Annotated in this window: 21 protein-coding genes; 14 read left to right on the top strand and 7 right to left on the bottom strand. The window is 68.2% G+C overall.

The window, feature by feature from the left end:
- Positions 1 to 55: 55 nt before the first annotated feature.
- On the bottom strand, positions 56 to 823 hold the full coding sequence (locus QGN31_RS06770) for an SDR family NAD(P)-dependent oxidoreductase (RefSeq protein ID WP_008259206.1): 768 nt from the start codon (positions 821 to 823) through the stop codon (positions 56 to 58).
- Positions 824 to 935: 112 nt separating this feature from the next.
- On the opposite strand from QGN31_RS06770, the gene QGN31_RS06765 reads away from it, so the two are divergent.
- From QGN31_RS06765 to QGN31_RS06755, 3 genes are all read left to right on the top strand, one after another.
- Positions 936 to 2,465: an ATP-dependent DNA ligase gene (locus tag QGN31_RS06765; protein ID WP_014942709.1), complete on the top strand. Its 1,530-nt coding sequence runs from the start codon at positions 936 to 938 to the stop codon at positions 2,463 to 2,465.
- 82 nt (positions 2,466 to 2,547) lie between these two features.
- The gene (locus QGN31_RS06760; protein WP_008259210.1) at positions 2,548 to 4,074 is read left to right on the top strand and encodes an Hsp70 family protein; all 1,527 of its coding nucleotides are present in this window, start codon (positions 2,548 to 2,550) and stop codon (positions 4,072 to 4,074) included.
- On the top strand, positions 4,074 to 4,751 hold the full coding sequence (locus tag QGN31_RS06755; RefSeq protein ID WP_193375513.1) for a nitroreductase family protein: 678 nt from the start codon (positions 4,074 to 4,076) through the stop codon (positions 4,749 to 4,751). Before QGN31_RS06760 ends, QGN31_RS06755 begins: the two co-directional genes overlap by 1 nt.
- A 3-nt stretch (positions 4,752 to 4,754) precedes the next feature.
- Here QGN31_RS06755 and QGN31_RS06750 read toward each other — a convergent pair whose 3' ends face one another.
- Positions 4,755 to 5,720: an LLM class F420-dependent oxidoreductase gene (locus QGN31_RS06750; protein WP_014942711.1), complete on the bottom strand. Its 966-nt coding sequence runs from the start codon at positions 5,718 to 5,720 to the stop codon at positions 4,755 to 4,757.
- Positions 5,721 to 6,219: 499 nt separating this feature from the next.
- On the opposite strand from QGN31_RS06750, the gene QGN31_RS06745 reads away from it, so the two are divergent.
- From QGN31_RS06745 to QGN31_RS06730, 4 genes are read left to right on the top strand one after another with little or no spacing between them, the layout of a single operon-like run.
- Positions 6,220 to 7,428, top strand: coding sequence for an acetyl-CoA C-acetyltransferase (locus QGN31_RS06745; RefSeq protein WP_225336798.1), 1,209 nt, complete (start codon positions 6,220 to 6,222; stop codon positions 7,426 to 7,428).
- On the top strand, positions 7,425 to 8,207 hold the full coding sequence (locus tag QGN31_RS06740; protein ID WP_043955270.1) for an enoyl-CoA hydratase/isomerase family protein: 783 nt from the start codon (positions 7,425 to 7,427) through the stop codon (positions 8,205 to 8,207). The genes QGN31_RS06745 and QGN31_RS06740 overlap by 4 nt, the downstream gene beginning before the upstream one ends.
- Entirely contained in the window at positions 8,204 to 9,349 is a 1,146-nt protein-coding gene (locus QGN31_RS06735; RefSeq protein WP_014383040.1) for a CaiB/BaiF CoA transferase family protein, read from the top strand. The genes QGN31_RS06740 and QGN31_RS06735 overlap by 4 nt, the downstream gene beginning before the upstream one ends.
- Positions 9,350 to 10,645, top strand: coding sequence for an acyl-CoA dehydrogenase family protein (locus QGN31_RS06730; protein ID WP_014383041.1), 1,296 nt, complete (start codon positions 9,350 to 9,352; stop codon positions 10,643 to 10,645).
- Here QGN31_RS06730 and QGN31_RS06725 read toward each other — a convergent pair.
- A complete protein-coding gene (locus tag QGN31_RS06725; protein WP_008259228.1) occupies positions 10,642 to 11,313 on the bottom strand; it encodes an MspA family porin in 672 nt (223 codons plus the stop codon). The genes QGN31_RS06730 and QGN31_RS06725 overlap by 4 nt on opposite strands.
- Positions 11,314 to 11,420: 107 nt before the next feature.
- Here QGN31_RS06725 and QGN31_RS06720 point away from each other — a divergent pair, with 107 nt between their 5' ends.
- The gene (locus QGN31_RS06720; RefSeq protein ID WP_225331023.1) at positions 11,421 to 11,750 is read left to right on the top strand and encodes a hypothetical protein; all 330 of its coding nucleotides are present in this window, start codon (positions 11,421 to 11,423) and stop codon (positions 11,748 to 11,750) included.
- A 6-nt stretch (positions 11,751 to 11,756) separates the two neighbouring features.
- Here the strand turns inward: QGN31_RS06720 and QGN31_RS06715 are convergent, their stop codons facing one another.
- The 4 genes from QGN31_RS06715 to QGN31_RS06700 form a co-directional block, all read right to left on the bottom strand.
- A complete protein-coding gene (locus tag QGN31_RS06715; protein WP_014385523.1) occupies positions 11,757 to 12,716 on the bottom strand; it encodes a phosphotransferase family protein in 960 nt (319 codons plus the stop codon).
- Positions 12,716 to 13,513: an SDR family NAD(P)-dependent oxidoreductase gene (locus QGN31_RS06710; RefSeq protein ID WP_014385524.1), complete on the bottom strand. Its 798-nt coding sequence runs from the start codon at positions 13,511 to 13,513 to the stop codon at positions 12,716 to 12,718. Before QGN31_RS06710 ends, QGN31_RS06715 begins: the two co-directional genes overlap by 1 nt.
- Before the next feature lie 61 nt (positions 13,514 to 13,574).
- Positions 13,575 to 14,015, bottom strand: coding sequence for a DoxX family protein (locus QGN31_RS06705; RefSeq protein WP_014385525.1), 441 nt, complete (start codon positions 14,013 to 14,015; stop codon positions 13,575 to 13,577).
- Positions 14,012 to 15,022: an alpha/beta fold hydrolase gene (locus QGN31_RS06700; protein WP_009954709.1), complete on the bottom strand. Its 1,011-nt coding sequence runs from the start codon at positions 15,020 to 15,022 to the stop codon at positions 14,012 to 14,014. Before QGN31_RS06700 ends, QGN31_RS06705 begins: the two co-directional genes overlap by 4 nt.
- Position 15,023: 1 nt before the next feature.
- Between QGN31_RS06700 and QGN31_RS06695 the strand changes: the two genes are divergently transcribed.
- The 6 genes from QGN31_RS06695 (at position 15,024) to QGN31_RS06670 (ending at position 20,121) form a co-directional block, all read left to right on the top strand.
- Positions 15,024 to 15,347, top strand: a complete 324-nt coding sequence (locus tag QGN31_RS06695) for a DMT family transporter (RefSeq protein ID WP_008259239.1) — start codon at positions 15,024 to 15,026, stop codon at positions 15,345 to 15,347.
- Positions 15,348 to 15,391: 44 nt separating this feature from the next.
- Complete coding sequence (locus tag QGN31_RS06690; protein ID WP_014385526.1) at positions 15,392 to 16,051, top strand: hypothetical protein; 660 nt, start codon at positions 15,392 to 15,394, stop codon at positions 16,049 to 16,051.
- A gap of 10 nt (positions 16,052 to 16,061) precedes the next feature.
- Positions 16,062 to 16,247 (top strand): hypothetical protein, encoded by a 186-nt coding sequence (locus QGN31_RS06685; RefSeq protein WP_009954707.1) that lies wholly within the window; start codon positions 16,062 to 16,064, stop codon positions 16,245 to 16,247.
- Positions 16,248 to 16,324: 77 nt separating this feature from the next.
- Entirely contained in the window at positions 16,325 to 16,750 is a 426-nt protein-coding gene (locus QGN31_RS06680; RefSeq protein WP_009954706.1) for a hypothetical protein, read from the top strand.
- Positions 16,751 to 16,897: 147 nt separating this feature from the next.
- Positions 16,898 to 17,296, top strand: coding sequence for an MmpS family transport accessory protein (locus QGN31_RS06675; RefSeq protein ID WP_014385527.1), 399 nt, complete (start codon positions 16,898 to 16,900; stop codon positions 17,294 to 17,296).
- Positions 17,293 to 20,121 (top strand): MMPL/RND family transporter, encoded by a 2,829-nt coding sequence (locus QGN31_RS06670; protein WP_014385528.1) that lies wholly within the window; start codon positions 17,293 to 17,295, stop codon positions 20,119 to 20,121. The genes QGN31_RS06675 and QGN31_RS06670 overlap by 4 nt, the downstream gene beginning before the upstream one ends.
- The last annotated feature ends 35 nt before the right edge of the window (positions 20,122 to 20,156 follow it).

Raw genomic sequence — 20,156 nt, 5'->3', positions numbered from 1 at the left:
GGGGCGGCTGGCTAAAGAGTGTACTTAATGCGGGGAGGGCCCCAACGGGCGGCGCCTACTTGGGGGCGAACCGCTGCCCGGCGTCCAGGCGCAGGCATTGGCCGTTGAGCATCGGGTTGTCCACGATGGCGGCCACCAGCTTGGCGTACTCCTCGGGACGGCCCAGCCGCTTGGGGAAGGCCGCGTCTTTGGTCAGCGCCGCCGCGAATTCGTCGGGAATGCCCTGGGTGAGGCCCGTCGCGAAGAGGCTCGGGGCGATCCCCAGCACCCTGATGCCCACCGAGCCCAGGTCACGCGCCATGGTCAGGCACATACCGGCGATGCCCGCCTTGGCGGCGGTGTAGGCGACCTGCCCGATCTGGCCCTCGAAGGCCGCGATCGACGCGGTGTTGATGATGACGCCGCGCTCGCCGGTGTCGGGGTCTTCGGGCTCGTTCTTCGCCATGTGCGCGGCGGCGAGCCGGCTGATGTTGAAGGTGGCGATGAGATTGAGGTCGATCACCGACTGGAAGGATTCGAGGTCGTGCGGCCCGGACTTGGTCAGGGTCCGCTTGGCGATCCCGCCACCGGCGGTGGTGATCACGACGTGCAGCCCGCCGAGCTTGTCGACCGCGGCCTGCAGTGTCTCCTCGGTGCCGGTGAAGTCGGTGACGTCGACGGGATAGAAGGTACCGCCGATGCCTTCGGCCACCGTCTTACCGTCGGAGCCTTCGCGGTCGAGCACCGCGACGTCCGCGCCGCGATCGTGCAGCAGCTCGGCGCTGGCGCGACCCATCCCCGAGGCGCCGCCGATGACGACGACCTTCTTTCCTTTGATCTCCATCCGGACCTCCCATTTGTTGCTTGTCAGAATCGAAGCAATCTGTAACGTTACGTAGGCACGCTAGCGTGTCCGCTCCGGACGCTTGTCACCGAGCCATGCCAAGCTGGCAACCGTGCTCCTCCTCGACGTGGCAAAGGCGTCCACCGACGTCGGAAGCACGTCGTCGCGGCTGAGAAAAGTCGCCCACATCGCCGACCTACTGGCGCGGGCCGCACCCGATCCCGCCCTCGTCATGATCGTCGTGTCCTGGCTGTCCGGCGAGTTGCGCCAGCGCCAGATCGGGGTCGGCTGGGCGGCGTTGCGCTCGCGCCCGCCGCCGGCCTCCCACGCCACGCTGACCGTGGGCGCCGTCGACGCCACCTTCTCCGAGATCGGCGCCGTGTCCGGCAAAGGCGCACAGGCGCGCCGCGCCGCGCTCCTTACCACCCTGTTCGCCGCCGCCGCCGAAGCCGAGCAGACGTTCCTGCTGCGACTGCTCGGCGGCGAACTGCGCCAGGGCGCGCTGGCCGGAATCATGGCCGACGCCGTGGCCAAGGCCGCCGGGATCCCGGCGGCCGCTGTGCAGCGGGCCGCGATGCTGGGCGGGGACCTGCCCGCGGTCGCGGCGGCGGCCCTGTCCGGCGAACCCGCCGCCCTGCAGGCCTTCACCCTGCGCGTCGGCCGCCCGGTCGGCCCGATGCTGGCGCAGACGGCGCCCAGTGTGGCCGACGCGATCGAACGCCACGGCGGGCGGGCGATTTTCGAGGCCAAGCTGGACGGGGCGCGAGTGCAGATCCACCGCTCCGGCGACCAGGTCACCGTCTACACCCGAAGCCTCGACGATGTCACCGCCCGGGTGCCCGAGGTGGTGGAGGCGACGCTGGCGCTGCCGGTGAACGACCTGATCGCCGACGGCGAGGCGATCGCGCTGCGGCCCGACAACCGGCCGCAGCGCTTCCAGGTCACCGCCTCCCGGTTCGGCCGCTCGGTCGATGTCGCCGCGGCCGTTGCCGCGCAACCACTTTCGGTGTTCTTCTTCGACATCCTGCACCGCGACGGCGTCGACCTGCTCGACGCGCCGACCACCGACCGGCTGGCCGCCCTGGACGCGTTGGTGCCGCCCGCGCAGCGGGTCGATCGGCTGCTCACCTCCGACCCCGTGGAGGCCGGCGCCTTCCTGGACGCGACGCTGGCCGTCGGCCACGAGGGTGTGATGGCCAAGGCGCCGGACGCGCAGTATCAGGCCGGCCGCCGCGGGGCGGGCTGGCTGAAGGTCAAGCCGGTGCACACCCTGGACCTGGTGGTGCTGGCCGTGGAATGGGGGTCGGGGCGCCGCCGCGGCAAGCTTTCCAACATCCATCTGGGCGCCCGCGACCCGGACAGCGGCGAATTCGTCATGGTGGGAAAGACTTTCAAGGGCATGACCGACGCCATGCTGGACTGGCAGACCGCCCGGTTCACCGACCTGGCGATCGGCGGGACGGACGGCTACGTCGTGCACGTAAGACCCGAGCAGGTGGTCGAGGTGGCCCTGGACGGCGTGCAGAAATCGTCGCGCTACCCCGGCGGGCTGGCGCTGCGGTTCGCCCGCGTGGTGCGGTATCGCGACGACAAGGGCCCCGCCGAGGCCGACACCATCGACGCCGTGCGCGCGCTGTACTAGGCGAGGCCTTTCTTACAGGCGACCGGACGCGCCGAACGAAAAGGTTGTGCCCAAGCCCGAGGCGCGGTCCTAAACTTGCGCGATGAGAGTCGGCATCGACTTTGGCACCACCCACACCGTCGTCGCGGCCGTCGATCGAGGCAACTATCCCGTCGTCTCCTTCGACGGCGTCGACGCGTGGCCGTCGATCATCGCCGCCAATGCCGCCGGCGAGTTGCGCTTCGGCGCCGACGCCGCGGCCGTCCGGCACGATCCGGGGTGGTCGGTGCTGCGCTCGTTCAAGCGTCTGCTCAACGACGCCGGCCCGCAGACCCAGGTCAACCTGGCCGGGCGTGACTACCGCCTGGCCGATCTGCTCACCGGGTTCCTGGCGCAGCTCAAAACCGACCTGCAGCGTCACTCCAACGCCGACCTGGCCTCCGGCGAACCGATCGAAGCCGCGATCAGCGTGCCGGCCAACGCCTCGAGCGCCCAGCGCCTCCTCACGCTGGACGCCTACGTGGCCGCGGGATTCCGCGTCGTCGCCCTGCTCAACGAGCCGTCGGCGGCCAGCCTGGAATACGCCCACCGGTACCGCTCCACCATCACCACCAAACGCGAACACGTCCTCATCTACGACCTGGGCGGCGGCACGTTCGACGCCTCACTGCTGAAGATGACCGGGCACGCGAACGAGGTCGTCGTCAGCGAGGGCATCCAGCGGCTGGGCGGTGACGACTTCGACGAGGCCATCGTCGAGCTGGTGCTGGCCGGCGCCGGCCGGCCCGTCGTCGACGCCGCCACGCGCGACCTGCTCGCCGAGGAATGCGCCACCCGCAAGGAGGCGGTCGGGCCGCAGACGCGACGCTTCCTGGTCGACCTCTCCCCCGTCGATCGTCCCCCGTTCTCCTGCCCCATCGACGACGTCTACGCGGTGTGTGCGCCGCTGGTCGACCGCACGATGGAGCTGCTCGACCGGGTCCTGCGCGACCCGGCGCGCGGCCGCAAGGACGTGGACCTCTCGGAGGTGGCGGGCATCTACGTCGTCGGGGGCGCGGGCGGTTTCCCGCTGGTGTCCCGGATGCTGCGCAGCACCTTCGGCGACAAGCGGGTCAAGCGCTCGCCGCACCCCTTCGCCGCCACGGCCATCGGCCTTGCCGTCTTCCTCGACAAGGAATCGGGTTTCGCGCTGTCCGAACGCTTTTCGAGAAACTTCGGCGTCTTCCGGGAGGCGGAGGCCGGCGCCGGGGTCGTGTTCGACCCGATCGTGTGCAAGGACGTCTCGCTTCCCGACGACGGCCGATCCCCGCTGGTGGTGAAGCGCAGATATCGGGCGGCGCACAACATCGGGCACTTCCGGTTCGTGGAGTGCAGCCGCCTGGTCAACGGGCGGCCGGACGGCGACGTCACGCCGTACGACCCGGTGCTGTTTCCGTTCGACCCTGCCCTGCGCGACCGGGACGACCTCGGGCGTCAGCCGGTCGGCCGCTGGGCGGAGGGGCGGGACGGCCCCGATGTCGAGGAGCGTTACGTCATCGCGCCCAGCGGGGCGGTGGAAGTGACCCTGACGACGCACCCGGCCGGGTTCGAGCGCACCTTCCGCCTGGAGCGGTGCGGGTCGGCGAGTTGATGAGCCACCCCGGCACGCAGCTCTACGACGTGATGCGAACGGCGTTCGCCGCAAGGGAATTCACCGATGATCCGCTGCCCGACGAGGTGCTGGGGCGCATCTTCGACAACGCTCGCTTCGCGCCCAGCGGCGGCAACCGGCAGGGCGCCCACGTCACCGTGGTGCGCGACGCGGCGGTGCGGCGCAGGCTGGCCGAACTCGGGATGCCCGCCGCGCGCAGGTACTTCGCGCAGCTGCAGGCGGGTGAAAACCCCTGGAATTCAATCCATCCCAGCGCGGTGCCGCAGAAGGCCATCGAGGAGACGGAGATCCCCGACACGTTCGTCGCGCCGATCGCGAAAGCGCCTGTGGTTCTGGTGGTTTCGGTGGATATGACCGTCGTCGCCGCCCTCGATCAACATCTGGACCGCGTCGGCATCGCCGGCGGGGCGTCGGTCTATCCGCTGATTTGGAACATCCTGCTCGCCGCGCGCAGCGAGGGCTACGGCGGCACCATCACGACGATGGCCATCGCCGCCGAAGAGGACGTCCGTGGGCTGCTGGGCATCCCCGATCGGCATGCGGTCGCCGCGGTGGTGCCGCTCGGCAAACCGGTGCGGCAGCTGAGCAAACTGCGCCGCCGGCCGGTCGCGGAGTTCATCACCCGGGATCGGTTCGACGGCCCGCCGTTCGGCTGAGGTTCAGCGGGTTTCGCCGCGCAACTCGGGCAACACGGCTTGGCGCCACGCCGCGAAGAAACCGTCCATGTCGGGACCGATCTGCTGCACGTAGATCTCGTCGATGTCGGCGTCGATGTACTGGCGCACCTGCGCGACGTGCTTCTCGGGGTCCGAGCCGCAGGCGACGCTCTCGGCGACCGTCTCCGGTGGCACCAGCGACATGAGTGCGGCGAAATCCTTGGGCCGCGGCAGGATCTGGGAGGTCTGGCCGGGCAACCCCTCATTGGCCCACAACCGATGCGCCGTCTTGAGCGCGGCGTCGGCGTCTCGATCCCAGCAGACCTTGGTCCCCGCCTGTACCGGTTTGTCGCCGCCGCCGGCCTCGCGGAATTGCTTGACCAGATCGCCGTCGGGCATGGCGATGCTGTACCCGTCGCCGATGCGGGCGGCCAGCTCCACGGCCTGGGGACCGAACGCGGACACGTAGATCGGCACCGGCTGCTCCGGCCGCGTGTAGACCCGCGCTTCCTGCACCTCGTAATGCTTTCCGTGGTGGCTCACCTCGCCACCCTGGTGCAGCTTGCGGATGACCTCGACCGCCTCCTCCAGCATTTCGAGGCGCACACCGGCGGACGGCCATGGGTCGCCGAGAATGTGCTCGTTGAGGGCCTCGCCGCTGCCCACCCCCAGCACGAAGCGCCCGTCGAGTTGCACCGCCGCTGTCGCAGACGCCTGCGCGATGACCGCCGGATGGATCCGGATGGTCGGGCAGGTCACCGCGGTGCTGACGGGCAGCGACGTCGCCTCCGAGAGGGCACCGATCACTCCCCACACGAACGGGCTTTGGCCCTGCTCGTCGTTCCAGGGGTGGTAGTGGTCGGAGATCCACAGCGCGTCGAAGCCGGCGTCCTCGGCGCGCTTGGCCTGGTCGATGAGCTCCTTGGGGCCGAATTGCTCGCAGGTGAGAAAGTATCCGATCTTGGTCATGGCGCCCGGCTACCCGCTCAGCGCCCGGTTATGCGCGGCCGATGGGGGTGGCGTGAACGGGGCTGCGGCGCAGCGTGTTTGCGCCCAACCGCGCGGCACGCAACATCGGCCTCATTGGTCGCGTCCCGGAAGGGCAGTAGCGAATGCCCACCTCCCAGCGACAACGGCACCGCGCCGGGCCCCCCGCACGACGGCACCGCGCCGGGCCCCCGCACGACGGCACCCCGCCGGGCCCCCGCACGACGTTGTCGCTAGGAGGCGGGCAAACAGCTTGCGCCCCCCGCCGGGCCGGTGTGGCAGATGTGACTGGGGCCCCCGCAGCGGCCCGCCGGCGCCACAGGCGGCGCTGGCCCCCGCACGCACCGCCCGCACAGCCCCGCGTCCCGCGAGAATCGCATCGCCAATTCGGAGAAGGTGGTTCTCCGCGGCCGAGAGACGATTTACGATCGCTGGTGACCTGAGCCCACCACGACGATCGGAGTCCGCCATCGACGCCTGGATTCTCGACGCGGTACGCACGCCGCGCGGGCGAGGCCGCCCCGACGGCGGACTGCACGCGGTGCACCCGCAGGCCTTGCTCGCGCGCTGCCTCACCGCGCTGGCCGAGCGGACCGACTTCGATCCGGTCGACGTCGATGACGTGATCGCCGGCAACGGCATCCTCAGCGGGGACCACGGCGACGACATCGCCCGAATGTCCGTTCTGTTGGCGGGGTGGCCGGAGACCGTGCCGGGGATGACGTTGAGCCGGTTCTGCGGCTCGGGCCAGCAGGCCGTCACCGTTGCGGCGGCGGGCATCGCCGCCGGCAGTGAGGATTTGGCGATCGCCGGCGGTGTCGAGTCGATGTCGCGGTGGGGGGTAACGGCCGGGGTCCCGACGATCGACGGCAACAATCCCGATCTTCGCGCAGTGTACCCGACTGTGCCACAAGGCATTTCGGCAGATCTGATCGCGACACTGGAGGGATTCGGCCGCGAGGTCGTCGACGCCTACGCCGCGCAGAGCCAGAGCCGCGCCGCCGTGGCCATCGAGGAGCGGCGCTTCGATCGTTCCCTGGTCGACGTGGCCGCACCCGCCGGCCGCTTGGAACACGACGAGCATCCGCGCCCGGGCACCACCACTGAGACGCTGTCACGCCTCACACCGGCCTTCGAGGCGATGGGGGCCGCGCGCGCCGACGGCGAGCAACGCACGTTCGACGAGATTTGCCTCGAGCGCTATCCCGGCGTCGACCGCATCGATCACGTGCACCACGCGGGCAACTCGTCCGGCGTGGTCGACGGCGCCGCCGCCGTGCTGCTCGCCTCCTCCAACTGGATGCACACCCACCGCGTGACCCCGCGGGCGCAGATCCGGGCGACCGCGGCCATCGGCAGCGAACCGATCATCATGCTCACCGCGCCCGGCCCCGCGGCGCAGCGGTGCCTGGAACGCGCCGGCATGACGGTGGCCGACATCGATCTGTGGGAGATCAACGAGGCCTTCGCCGCGGTCCCGCTCAAGACGATGCGCGATCTGGACATCGATCCCGACGTGGTCAACGTCAACGGCGGCGCGATCGCCCTCGGGCACCCGATCGGCGCCACCGGCGCCATGCTGATCGGCACCGTTCTCGACGAACTCGAACGTCGTGACCTGACAACGGGACTGGTGACCATGTGCACGGGCGGCGGGATGGGCACGGCGACGATCATCGAGCGGGTGTGAGGGTGCCGACCACGCTGGAGCTCGACCGGCCCGGTGACGGTGTCGCCGTCCTGCGTCTGAATCGCCCGCAGCGCCTCAACGCCATCAACGAGACGATGCAAACCGAATTGCGCGGCCTGCTCGGCGATTTGGCCGTCGACGCCACGGTGCGCGCCGTGGTGCTGACCGGCGCCGGACGCGGGTTTTGCGCGGGCATCGACGTGCGCGACTTCGGGCCGTCGATGCTCGAAGCCAGCGCGCCGGCGCTGGAGCGGATGCGCTTCCAGGAGAGGATGGCCGCCCTCGCCGAAGCGGTGCGCGCCCTGCCGCAGCCCGTCATCGCCGCCGTCAACGGCCCCTGTGTCGGCGCGGGCCTCGCGCTGTGCCTGGCCGCGGACATCCGAATCTGCTCGGCCGCCGCCACTTTCGGCAACGCCGCCATCCTGCTGGGGCTCTCCGGCGCCGAGATGGGCATGAGCTATCACCTGCCGCGCATCGTCGGCACCAGCGTGGCCGCCGATTGGATGCTCACCGGCCGCACGGTGTCGGCGACCGAAGCCGATCGGCGCGGGCTGGTCAGCGAAGTCGTCGCGGCGGATGGGTTGGCCGGCCGAGCGGTGGAGTTGGCCACGTTGATCGCGGGCCATGCCCCGCTCGGAGCGCAACTGACCAAGCGCGCCCTGCAGGTCAACACCGACGCCGCGAGCTTCGAGTCGGCGCTGGAACTGGAGAACCGCAACCAGGTGATCACGCACGCGACGGACGAGGCGGCCGAACGCCGCAAGAAGTGGTCTTCATGACCGGACCCCTGCGCGGCGTCCGCATCGTCATGATGGGCGGGCTGGGGCCCGCGCCGTTTTGCGGAATGTTGTTGGGCGACTTGGGCGCCGACATCGTGCGCATCGACGCCGTCGCGGGGGTCGACGCGCCATTGCCGATCGACTACACGGTCCGGCGCGGCCAGCGCTCGCTGGCCGCCGACGTGAAAGACCCCCGTGGGCGGGACCTGGTGCACCGGCTGGCCGCCGGCGCCGACGCCTTCGTCGACGTGTACCGCCCGGGGGTGGCCGAACGGCTGGGCATCGGGCCGGACGCGCTGACCGAGCGCAACCCGCGCCTGGTCTACGCCCGCATGACCGGGTACGGGCAGGACGGGCCGCTGGCCGGTCACGCCGGTCACGACATCAACTACCTGGCCCTCACGGGCGCGTTGCACGCCATCGGCACCGCCGAATCCCCGGTGCCGCCGCTGAATCTGATCGGCGACTACGGCGGCGGCGGAATGCTTTTGGCGGTCGGCCTGCTCAGCGCGATCCTCGAGGCGCGCGAGTCCGGGGTGGGTCAGGTGCTCGACGTCGCGATGGTCGACGGCGTGGCGACGCTGTTGGCGCCCTACTTCGGGATGCTGCCGGCCGGCACCTGGCGCGACGAACGCGAAGCCAATCTGCTCGACGGCGGCGCGCACTTCTACGGCGTCTACGCCACGGCCGACGGTGGTCACGTCGCCGTCGGCGCCATGGAGTCGAAGTTCTACGCCGAACTGTGCGATCGCCTCGGCGTCACCGTGCCCCAGGACGACGACGCCCCGGCCGCGTGGGCCGCGCACCGCGCCGCCCTGGCCGCCCGTTTCGCCGAGAAGCCCCGCGATGAATGGGAACGCATCCTCGACACGCCGGGATGCTGTGCCACACCGGTGCTTTCGCTGACCGAGGCGCCGCGGCATCCGCACCACGTCGCGCGGCGGACCTTCGTCGAACTCGACGGCATCACCCAGCCCGCGCCGGCGCCGCGCTTCTCCCGCACGCGACCGGCTACGCCGTCGGCCCCCGCGCTGCCGGGCGACCACACGCAAGCGCTGCTGCGCGAGGCGGGATTGGACGCGCAAACCATCGCCGAACTCGTCGACTCCGGCGTGGTGGCACAGAGCAAGAGGAGACGCTGAATGTCGTGGGACTTTTCCACCGACCCGGAATGGGCCGAGCAACTGGAATGGGTCGAAGGCTTCGTCCGCGAGGAATGTGAGCCGATCGACCTGATCGTCAAGGAGTCTCACGACCTGGGCGACCCCGTGCGCCAGGCGCTGATCCCGCCGCTGCAGGAGATCGTCAAGGAGCGCGGGCTGTGGGCCACGCACCTCGGCCCGCACCTGGGCGGCCCGGGCTACGGGCAGGTGAAGCTGGCGCTGCTCAACGAGATTCTCGGTCGCTCGGAGTGCGCTCCGATCGTCTTCGGATCACAGGCGCCCGACTCCGGCAACAGCGAGATCCTGGCGCACTACGGCACACCCGAGCTCAAGGCGCGCTACCTCGAGCCGCTGCTGGACAACCGCATCATCTCCTGCTTCTCGATGACCGAGCCGCAGGGCGGCGCCGACCCGAAGGTGTTTCGCACCACCGCGGTGCAAGACGGCGATCACTGGGTCATCAACGGGGAGAAGTGGTTCTCGTCGTTCGCCTCCATGGCGTCCTTCCTCATCGTGATGGCGATGACCGACCCCGACGCGCCGCCGTACCAGCGCTACTCGATGTTCGTCGTTCCCGGCGACACCCCCGGCATCAACGTGCTGCGCGACGTGGGACTGGGCTACCAGCCCACAGGCGGCGGGCGCGAGGGCTATGTCCGCTACGAAAACGTCCGCGTGCCGGCCGATCACATGCTTGGGCCGCGCGGCGGGGCGTTCGTCGTCGCGCAGACCCGGCTGGGCGGTGGGCGCATTCACCACGCGATGCGCACGGTGGGGCTGGTCCGCCGGATCTTCGACATGATCTGCGAGCGGGCGGCATCGCGCTACACCCAGGGCGAGGTCCTGGCCAACAAACAACTCGTGCAGCAGATGGTCGCCGACTCATGGATGGAGATCGAGGCCTTCCGGCTGCTGACCCTGCAAACCGCTTGGAAGATCGACCAATTCAACGACTACCACGCCGTGCGGGCCGACATCTCGGCGGTCAAGGCGATGATGCAGAAGGTGCTGCACGACGTCTCCTCGCGGGCGCTTCAGCTGCACGGGTCGCTGGGCACCACCCACGAGATGCCCTTCGTGCAGTACCTGGTGGAGTCGTTCGTGCTCGGGCTGGCCGACGGCCCGACCGAGGTGCACAAGGTGACGCTGGCGCGGCTGTTGCTGAAAGACCGCGAGCCCGCACCCGACCTGTTCCCCTCCGAGCATTTGCTGCGGCTGCGCGCGGCGGCGGAGGAAAAGTTCGCCGACAAGCTGGCGGGCATCCCCCGCGGCTAAACCGCTTTCGTGACGCCCACGTAGGACAGCACCACGTCGGATAGGTCGGTCTGGCGGGTCAGCACCGCATAGGAGCGGATGAACGACTGGCCCACGCAGCCGTCGATCTTGACGTGAAAGTTGCTGATCATCACCCAGGGATTCGCGCCCTTGAACTGCTTCTTGATCACCGGCACCACGATCACCAGGCCCGGCTTGAGTCCCACGCTCATCACGCCGTTGATGGGTGCCGACACGAACGGCAGCAGGGGCGGCAGCGTGCCGGTGGCGTCGAACGTCGGGCTGACGCCGGGGATGATCCCGGCGCCGCCCTCCATGATCACACCGTTGGAGGTGCTCATGTCGATCCCACAGCCGATCTGGTAGCCGACTTCCAGGACGCCGTGGGCCTCTTCGGGTCCGCGGAGCGAGCCGACGAAGATGCCGCTGGACATGTATTCGCGCGACGAGATCGCGGTGGTCAGCGGCGCTACCGGAACCTGCATCTCGTCCTTGGCGCCCAATCCCAGCGTCCAGCCGTCGGGGGTGTTCAGGATCGCGGGGGGATTCGAGGGCACCGCCGCGCCGGCCGGTGGCGCCGCATCGGGCGGGGCGGGACCGAGCTGGGGTTCGGAGTCGGCCGAGGGCGCCGCGATCACCGACATCGCGAGGCACACGGCGATAGCCATGGCACGACGGACGACGATGGCTACCGGCCTCACGGGCGAAACCGTACGCAGGGTCGCATTTGGTGCGCGAAATTTGCTGGCCGGCAATCCACATTTGTTGTTCGTTCGTGACTGTTATGCAATGTAGAATCGGCAGTAGCGTTTCGACAATCTCCAGTATCCGGCGGATCACGGAGAGGGTGGCGATGATTTCTCGCAGGTGCGCTTGCCTACTGGTCGCGGGTTCGACGGTCCTCGCGGCGCTGACCGGTGGCACCGGGACGGCCCTTGCGAATCCGGACGCCGGCCAGCAGCCCGACATCCCGGCGATCGACGAATGGCCGATACAGTTCCCGACCACGATGACGAATCCGATCGACGATGATGAAAACGAACTGTCGACCACCGGCGGCGGTGTCGGAATGGTTTGTCAAAATCTCGGGGCCCACTGCGGCTGAGTACCGTCAGTCCAGCATCGACAGGGCGCGCCCCAGTAACCGCGGCAGACTGGCTGCCATCGCTTCCAATTCGGCCCGCGGCGATCGCCTTCGGCGGTTGTGCTTGACGATCAGCGACCACGTCGCCACCGATTTGTAGCACGCCAACGCGGTGAACCAGCCCAAATCGGTTGCCTCGCAACCCAACTCGCACCGATAGAGCTCGGCGAGTTCGGCGGTCGGCGGTGCCATCGCGTCCGGCGCCGGAACCCTGCGGTAGGTGTCCGGGTCGCAGTTGATCAGGAACCAGCCCACATCGATGCGCGGATCGCCGATCGACCAGATCTCCCAATCGATCACCGCGTTGATCCGCGCCCCGGAGGCGAGCAGGTTGCCCAGCCGAAAGTCACCGTGCACCACGCCCGGCGCCATCGCGCTTGGCGCGCAGGCCAATAGGGTGTCGCGGACGTTCGGCCAGCCGGGCGCCAGCGCCGGATCGACGGTGTTCAGCGTGTCGGACCAGCGGTGGACTTCGGCGACCGGGTCGACGACGGGTTCATCGCCCAGCCCGAGCTCCGTCGGCGAAAGCCGGTGCAGCGCGGCCATGGCCCGGCACGCGTTCCGGTACCGGTCGGTCACGTCCGCAACGGGCGCGCATCCGTCGAAGAGCGGTTCGACACAGTCGCCGTCGACCCGGGACATGACATACAGCGGCGGTGTGTCCGGGGGACGTCCCAAGTCCTCCCGCAGCACATCGGGAACCGGAACACTGGTCGCGGCAAGGGCTTTGAGGATACGTGCCTGGCGCAGCACGTCGCGATGAGCGACCGGTTCGACGCCCGGTGGAGCGACCTTGATCACCACACGCCGGCCACCCAGGTCACCCCCGAAGGTCAGGCTGGAGGCGCCCCCGGATAGTGGAGCGACGTCCGTGACCCCCGCATCGGCGAGGCGCGCGCGCAGTTCGCCCAGGTCGAGCTCGGCCATCAGCCCGCCGGTGCGGTCCAGCCGACCTCGGCGAGGAACGGCTGGGTGTGGGCGATGCGCCCGGTCAACGACTTGGGATCGCCCGTGCACAAACGGAACGCGGTTTCGGTGATCAGGGCGATGTCTTCGGTGTCGGTCTTGGCCAGGTCGAGGGTGCCGGCGCCGGGCGTGGCGACGGGGTTGGACGGTGCGGCGGCGTTCACGGCGATGCCGTCGTCGTACAGTTCTGCCGCAAGGCTTTTCGTCAACCGATTGAGCGCGGCCTTGGCGGTCCCGTAGATGCCGAAGCCCGCGGTCCGGTCGAACTCGGAGAAGGGCGGGCCGGGTGGCAGGTCGCCGCCCACCGAGGTGAGGTTCAGGATCCAGCCGCGCCCGCGCTCGCGCATCGCGGGGATCGCCAGCTGGCACAGGTGCAGCGGGCCGAGGACGTGCATCTCGATCATCAGCCGAGCGCGCCGCTCGGGGAACCCGTCCAGGGGCCGCAGGAAGGTGACGGCGGCGTTGTTCACCAGGATGTCCGGTGCGCCGACGGCGCCGGTCACCTCGGCGAAGAGCCGTTCGCGGTCTTCGGCTTGGGACAGATCCGCTTGGACCGCAATGGCTTTCCCGCCGGCGGCGACGATCTCGTCGCGCGTCTGGCTCAGCGAGCCCTGGTACTTGGGATCGGGATCCATCGTGCGGGCGGTCAGCGCCACGGTGGCTCCGCTCTCGGCCAGGCGCGCGGCAATCGCCTTGCCCAGGCCCCGGCTGCTCCCGGTCACGAGAGCCACCATCCCGTCGCACTGCTGCACGCTCATTGGTCGTCCTCCTCCGGAACCGCCGTCATCGGAAATGGCTTCTCCGCATCAGAGAATGCCATTATCGCCGGTTGAGGGGAAGCCTCCTGCCGCGCGCCGCGCCGAGCGAGTAGGGGCCGCCGCCGATGAAGACCAGCAGGAAGAACGCGAAGCAGAAGAGGATGGACAGCGCGCCGCCGTTGCCCCCGGGCGGGTCGGCGACGGGCCAGAGGGCCATGGGCTGATGCATCCAGAAGTAGGCGACCGCCATCTCGCCCGACGCGATGAATGCGGCGGTGCGCGTGAACAACCCGGCGGCGACGAGCAGGCCGGCGACGATCTCGATCAGGCCGGCATACCAGCCGGGCCAGGATCCGAACGCGACGACAACGGGCGAGCGGACGGGCCAATCGAACAGGCTCCTCGACCCGTACGCGGCGAAGAGCAGGCCGTAGACGAGGCGAAACGCGGACAACACGGCCGGGGCGTGGCGGGCCAGGCGGCGGTCGAGACCCTTCGTCACGATCCACACGTTACGGTCGCGGTCCAGTCCAGCAGTCGCCGCCACAGCCGGTGCCGGCTCGACGCCATGTTGTGGCAGTGCGCGCTGTCGGCCAACACCACCGTGGTGATGTCGGGGCAACTCCGGTACAGCGCCGCCTCGGCGCGGGGATCCGGTGAGACGTCGACGGCGCCGAAACCGACCAGCACCGGGACGTCGATGCGCGCCGCATGGTCGGCCACGATGCCGGGGATCATCGCCGTGCCGAACACCCGCGGCACCACCGACTTGGCGGTTACGGAGTCGGCGGCGACGACGGCCGCGGGAACGTCGGCGAGGTGAAACCAGCTCTGCAGATGCTCGCGCGGGCCCTCGAAATACGGCTGCGGCAAGGCCGAAAGGATTTCCTGGGCGAGCTCGGCGCGCCCCTGCGGGGATCCGGCGCGAGCGATGAGCGCCGCATCGAGGTTCAGCGGCGCGACGTGCCGATTGGTGCACCCGAGGAGCGCCATGCCGGAGTAACTGGGGAACAGCGCTTGCTGGGTGAGGGCAAGGTAGCCGCCCAGCGAATGCGCCACGGCCACCGGCGGCGCGTGGACGCCGATGGTGTCCGGCAGAGCCGCCACGGCGCAGGCCAGCGTGGCGGCGATGTCGGCGAAGTCGAAGTCGCGGGCCGGTTGCGAGCTTTCGCCGGTGCCCAACGGATCGATCGTCACGACCGCGTAGCCGTCGCCGGTGGCGAATTCGGCGAAGCTGTACCCGTCGTGGCCGGGAATCTCGAGGTCCCAGTACTCGCGGCTGTAGGTGCCGCCCGGCAGGCAGACGAGGACGGCGGCCGCGGCGTTGCCCGCGCGCGCCGGGTAATAGGTCGCCGCCAGCGATGCCCGCTCGCCGATCGCGCCGCTGACGTCGAGGCTCAACACGTGAGCGGGAAACGCCATCGCACGCAACTCCTTTCCGAACGGACGCCGCGCCAGGGTGATCAGTGTGTCAGGTTCGCCGTACCCGCGGCTAGCGTTGTCGGGCATGTTGACCTACCTGTACCTGCTCGGCGCGATCTTCGCGGAAGTGGTGGCGACCAGCCTGCTCAAGAGCACCGAAGGTTTCTCTCGACTCTGGCCGACCGTGGTTTGCCTGATCGGTTACGCCATCTCGTTCGCGTTGCTGGCGGTCTCGATTTCGCGCGGCATGCAGACCGACGTCGCCTACGCGTTGTGGTCGGCCATCGGCACGGCCCTCATCGTGTTGATCGCCGTGCTGTTCCTGGGCTCGTCGATATCGTTGACCAAGGTCGTCGGCGTCGGCCTGATCATCGCGGGTGTCGTCACGCTCAATTTGAGTGGCGCCCACTGAGGGCAGCAGCCAGGATCGACGCAACGACTCGTGGCAGGAGAAAAGTGACCTTTCGATTCCGTGGCCTCGCCCTCGTTGCGTTGACCATGGCGCTGGCATTGCTGCTCGCTCCGCGCGCCTCGGCCGACGCCTACACCGACGAGCTGGTGGCCCACTTCAACGCCGAGACGCATGTGGTGACCGACCCCGGGGCCAGGCCGCCGCTGCGCAATGTCGGCGAACTGAATCGGCAGATCCTCGCCGGTCCGTGGACGTGGAGCCCCCAGCCACCGGTCTGGGTGGCAGCGGTGGCGCCCGGCAACAGCGGTGTGACCACGGCGGATGCCATCCACGGCGCGATGTCGGCGCGGGAGCCGAAGTTCAGCGGCGTCATCGTCGTCATCGACTCGCACGGCTACCACGTCCGTGCCTACAAGGTGCCCAAAGTCATTGCGGACCGCGTCGATGAATTGATGAATCAGTCGGCCACCGAGCACGGACCCGACCCGTACGCGACCACCAGTGCGTTCGTCAGCAGGCTGGCCGCCCTCGACGTCCCCGCCAACGCGCCGGTGGCCACCTCTGCGGTCGCCCACGAGAAGCACGACGACTGGGCCTGGCTGAAGGTGACGCTGGTCATTTCCGGCATCGCCCTGGCGATGGGCGCGCTGCTCTGGATCGTCGTGCGCCGAAATCGCAAGCACCGCAAGCCAATCGACAAGTGAGGTCTTCCCGATGAGTACGAACAAGATCAATCGCGGCATCCTGCTCGCCATGGTGCTGATCGGAACGATCGCCTACGGCTTGCTGTACAGCCACGCGTCGACGGTGTTCAAGCTGCTCGTTCCGCTCGCCCTGCTGTTCCTGCTGGGGATGGTCATCCGCGATGTGCTCAAGGACCGGGACTCCGGAAAGCCCTGACGTCGCGCCGCGACGATTGGGGTAGCGTTCTCCGGAAAGTTTTCGCCTCGTGCGTCGGCGGAGAGCAGGGACTGAGAATGAGTGCGAGTCTGTATGGCCTTCTGACCGCGATCAGCCTCGCGCTGGCAGTGCTATTGGCGGCCGTCGCCGGCTTCTACGTCAATCGCCTGGAGCGCCGGCCGACCCTGCCGATCAGCGAGGAAATCGGCAGCGCTAAAGCGGTTTTGCACAAGGTGCGCAAACGCGAACCGATGTCGCAGGACGAGGTGGACTACGCCAGGCAGGTCGTCGCCGATCGTCGGTCGGTGATGGCCCTGTGCATCCCCGGCGCCCTGTTCATGTTGAGCTGTTTTTTCGTCTTCGGCAGCCTGTACCACCTGCATGGAGCGACGCCTTCCGAGCGCACGTTCCTCGGCGTGATCCCCATGCTGACCTCGACGAACCTGGCCATTCAGCTGCGCCGCAGCGCGAGTCTGAAGCGCCGGCTGCAGAAACTGCCTTGACTCTGTCCGTTGAGTACATGACCGTCTACTATCCGTATGGGCTCCGAGGCCGGGGCCGCGGCAGAACACGATGTGCAAAACGGATTCTTCAGAGGTGATCGAGTGGGCCCTCGTTCAGTCGGGCGGACTGTCCTGGCGCGAATCTGGATGCCGTTGGTCGCCGTCGTCGCGGTCGGTGTGGGCCTGCTGTGCATGTACAAGGTGCACCAGTTCTCCGAGCCGGAGCCGGTCGTCACCGTCAACGGTCCGCAGGCCCCCGAGCAGTTCAACCCCAAACGGATCACCTATGAGGTGTTCGGCTCCCCCGGGCAGGGCGGCAAGCTCGTCTACATCGACATCGAGGGCCACCCGCATCAGGTTGATTTCACGACCCTGCCGTGGACCCACACGGAGACCACCACACTCACGGTGGCGTCCGGCAGCATTTCGGTGCACGTTCATGGCGGCCAGGTCGGCTGCCGGATGCTGGTCAATGGCGTAGTCCGCGACGAACAGTCGGATGACCATCAGGACGCCGACGTCCAGTGCAGGGTGAAATCGGCATGAGCGAGCATCGCTCCGATGAGCCCGGGGTCAAGCGCCCGTTCATCCCCAGGATGGTCCGCGCTTTCGCGATACCGATCATCTTCTTCTGGGGCCTGCTCGCGGTCACGACGAATACCTTTATGCCCCAAGTGGAACGGGTCGCAGAGGAACTCGCCGGGCCCATGGTCCCGCACTACGCCCCCTCCCAGCGGGCGCTGTTGCACATCGGCGAAAAGTTTCAGGAATCGAACTCGACCAACCTGACCATGGTGGTCTTCGAGGCGAACCGGCAACTGGGAGACCAGGATCACCGGTACTACGACGACCTGATGCGCCGCCTCCAAAACGACACCAAACACGTGCAATACGTGATGGATTTGTGGGGCAAGCCTTTCACGGCGGCGGGGGCGCAAAGCGTCGACGGCAAGTGCACCTACGTGCTGCTGCGTCTCGCCGGCGATATCGGCCAGATTCAGGCGAACCAGTCGGTGGACGCCGTCCGCGACATCATCAGGAAGGACACCCCGCCACCCGGGCTCAAGGTCTATGTCAGCGGCGCGGCCCCGCTGGCCTCCGACACCCTCGCCATCGCCAACGCCAGCCTGAACAACGTCACCATCGTCACGATCATCCTCATCGTCGTGATGCTGCTGCTCGTGTACCGCACGCCCTCAACCCTGTTGGTGCCCTTGCTCGGCGTCCTCATCGAGATGCTCGTCGCCAAGGGCGTCGTCTCGACCCTGGGGCATTACGGGTACATCGAACTGTCGTCGTTCGCGGTGAACATCGTCATCGCGCTGACCCTGGGCGCGGGGACGGATTACGGCATATTCCTGATGGGCCGATACCACGAGGCGCGGCAGGCCGGCGAAAGCCGGGAGGACAGTTTCTACATCGCCTACAAGGGCGTCGCACCCATCATCATCGGGTCCGGCCTGACGATCGCCGGCGCGTGCTACTGCTTGACGTTTGCGCGCCTGAACTACTTCCACACCATGGGGCCGGCCGTCGCGATCACGATGCTGTTCACCATCGCCGCGGCGATGACGCTGGGCCCGGCGGTGTTGACCGTCGGCAGCCTGTTCGGGATGTTCGACCCGAGAACCAGCACCAAGGGACTGTTGTACCGGCGCATCGGGGCGAGCGTGGTGCGCTGGCCGGTGCCCATCCTGGCGGCCAGCTCCGCGGTCGTCATGATCGGGGCGATCTTCGTCCCCACCTACCGGCAGAACTACGACGACCGGCAGTACCAGCCGGCCGGCGCGCCCGCCAACCTGGGTTTCCAGGCGGCGGATCGACACTTTCCCAAGAGCAAGCTGTTCTCCGAGATGCTGATGGTCGAAACCGACCACGACATGCGCAATTCGGCCGACTTCATCTCGCTGGACCGGGTCGCCAAGGCCCTGATCCGGTTGCACGGCGTGGCGATGGTGCAGGGCATGACCAGGCCCCTGGGCCGGGCGCTCGAGCACGCCAGCATCCCGTACCTGTTCACCACGCAGGGCAGCGGCAACGGCCAACAACTCCCGTTCAACAGGGAGCAGAACTCCAACACCGACGCGCAGGCCGAGATCCAGGCGCACTCCGTCGCGGTGTTGCGAAAGGAGATCGGCTTTTTCCAAAAGGTGTCCGACGAATTGCACCAGACGGTGCTCACCGTGGAGGACCTGCAACGGGTCAGCGAAGAGATGAACGAGGAAGTCTCGAATCTCGACGACTTCTTCCGCCCGATCAAGAGCTACTTCTATTGGGAGAAGCACTGTTTCGACATCCCCATCTGCTGGGCGTTCCGATCCTTGTGGGACACCATCGACCACATCGACCACCTGGCCGAGGACATCAACCACGCCAGGATCTCGCTCACGGAGGTGGACAAGGCGTTCCCGCAGATCATCGCCCAACTGAAAGCCACCGCCGACGACACCGAGGCGCTGCAGTTGAAGTTGGTCAACAGTTACGGGTCGGCGGATCTACAGTCCATCCAGACCGACCAGACGTTCGACGACCTGATCAACGTGGGCAACGACTTCGACAGGTCCCGCAGCGACGACTACTTCTACATCCCGCACGAGGGTTTCGACAACGAGGACGTCAAGACGGGCATGAAGTTGATGATGTCGCCCGACGGCAAGGCGGCCCGCTTCATCGTCACCCACGAGGGCGACGCGATGGGACCCGAAGGGGTGGAGCACGTCGAACAGTTCCCCGACGCGATCAAGACGATCCTCAAGGAGACCTCTCTCGCCGGCGCCCGGGTCTACATCGGCGGTTCGGGGTCCAACGACAAGGACATCAAGCAATACGCGATGTCGGACCTGCTGATCGCGGCGATCGCGGCGTTTGTGCTGATTTTCTTGATCATGATGTTCATCACGCGAAGTCTGGTGGCGGCGTTGGTGATTCCCGGAACGGTGGCCTTCTCCTACGCCGGCGCGTTCGGCCTGTCCATACTTTTCTGGCAGCACCTCGTGGGCCTGCATTTGCACTGGCTGGTCCTGCCGCTGACGTTCATCATCCTGGTGGCCGTCGGGTCGGACTACAACCTGCTGCTGATCAACAGGGTCAAAGAGGAGTTGCACGGCGGCATCCACACCGGTCTCATCCGCGCGCTCGGCAGCACCGGGGGCGTGGTCACATCCGCGGGCCTGGTGTTCGCGTTCACCATGCTGGCCATGCTCACCAGCGATCTGCGGACCATCGGTCAGGTGGGTTCCACCGTGTGCATCGGCCTGCTGCTCGACACCCTGATCGTGCGTTCGTTCGTCGTGCCGTGCATCCTGCGCATCCTCGGGCCGTGGTTCTGGTGGCCGACGCTGGTGCGTTCCCGCCCGCTGCCCCAGCGCTGATCCCGCAATCCCACCGCCACCCCGACACGGAAGGC

Source organism: Mycobacterium sp. 2-64 (assembly GCF_035918375.1).
In the GTDB taxonomy this organism is placed as follows: Bacteria; Actinomycetota; Actinomycetes; order Mycobacteriales; family Mycobacteriaceae; genus Mycobacterium; species Mycobacterium intracellulare.
The sequence above is the reverse complement of the archived record's forward strand: the minus strand, read 5'-3'. Positions and strand labels throughout refer to the sequence as shown.

Bases quoted from the DNA above. Each gene is read 5' to 3' on its own strand.
- QGN31_RS06750 (WP_014942711.1), bottom strand. From the start codon at position 5,720: ATGACCAAGATCGGATACTTTCTCACCTGCGAGCAATTCGGCCCCAAG.
- QGN31_RS06700 (WP_009954709.1), bottom strand. From the start codon at position 15,022: ATGCCCGACAACGCTAGCCGCGGGTACGGCGAACCTGACACACTGATC.
- QGN31_RS06770 (WP_008259206.1), bottom strand. From the start codon at position 823: ATGGAGATCAAAGGAAAGAAGGTCGTCGTCATCGGCGGCGCCTCGGGG.
- QGN31_RS06760 (WP_008259210.1), top strand. From the start codon at position 2,548: ATGAGAGTCGGCATCGACTTTGGCACCACCCACACCGTCGTCGCGGCC.
- QGN31_RS06730 (WP_014383041.1), top strand. From the start codon at position 9,350: ATGTCGTGGGACTTTTCCACCGACCCGGAATGGGCCGAGCAACTGGAA.
- QGN31_RS06725 (WP_008259228.1), bottom strand. From the start codon at position 11,313: ATGGCTATCGCCGTGTGCCTCGCGATGTCGGTGATCGCGGCGCCCTCG.
- QGN31_RS06685 (WP_009954707.1), top strand. From the start codon at position 16,062: ATGAGTACGAACAAGATCAATCGCGGCATCCTGCTCGCCATGGTGCTG.
- QGN31_RS06715 (WP_014385523.1), bottom strand. From the start codon at position 12,716: ATGGCCGAGCTCGACCTGGGCGAACTGCGCGCGCGCCTCGCCGATGCG.
- QGN31_RS06735 (WP_014383040.1), top strand. From the start codon at position 8,204: ATGACCGGACCCCTGCGCGGCGTCCGCATCGTCATGATGGGCGGGCTG.
- QGN31_RS06755 (WP_193375513.1), top strand. From the start codon at position 4,074: ATGAGCCACCCCGGCACGCAGCTCTACGACGTGATGCGAACGGCGTTC.
- QGN31_RS06680 (WP_009954706.1), top strand. From the start codon at position 16,325: ATGAGTGCGAGTCTGTATGGCCTTCTGACCGCGATCAGCCTCGCGCTG.
- QGN31_RS06675 (WP_014385527.1), top strand. From the start codon at position 16,898: ATGCCGTTGGTCGCCGTCGTCGCGGTCGGTGTGGGCCTGCTGTGCATG.
- QGN31_RS06670 (WP_014385528.1), top strand. From the start codon at position 17,293: ATGAGCGAGCATCGCTCCGATGAGCCCGGGGTCAAGCGCCCGTTCATC.
- QGN31_RS06710 (WP_014385524.1), bottom strand. From the start codon at position 13,513: ATGAGCGTGCAGCAGTGCGACGGGATGGTGGCTCTCGTGACCGGGAGC.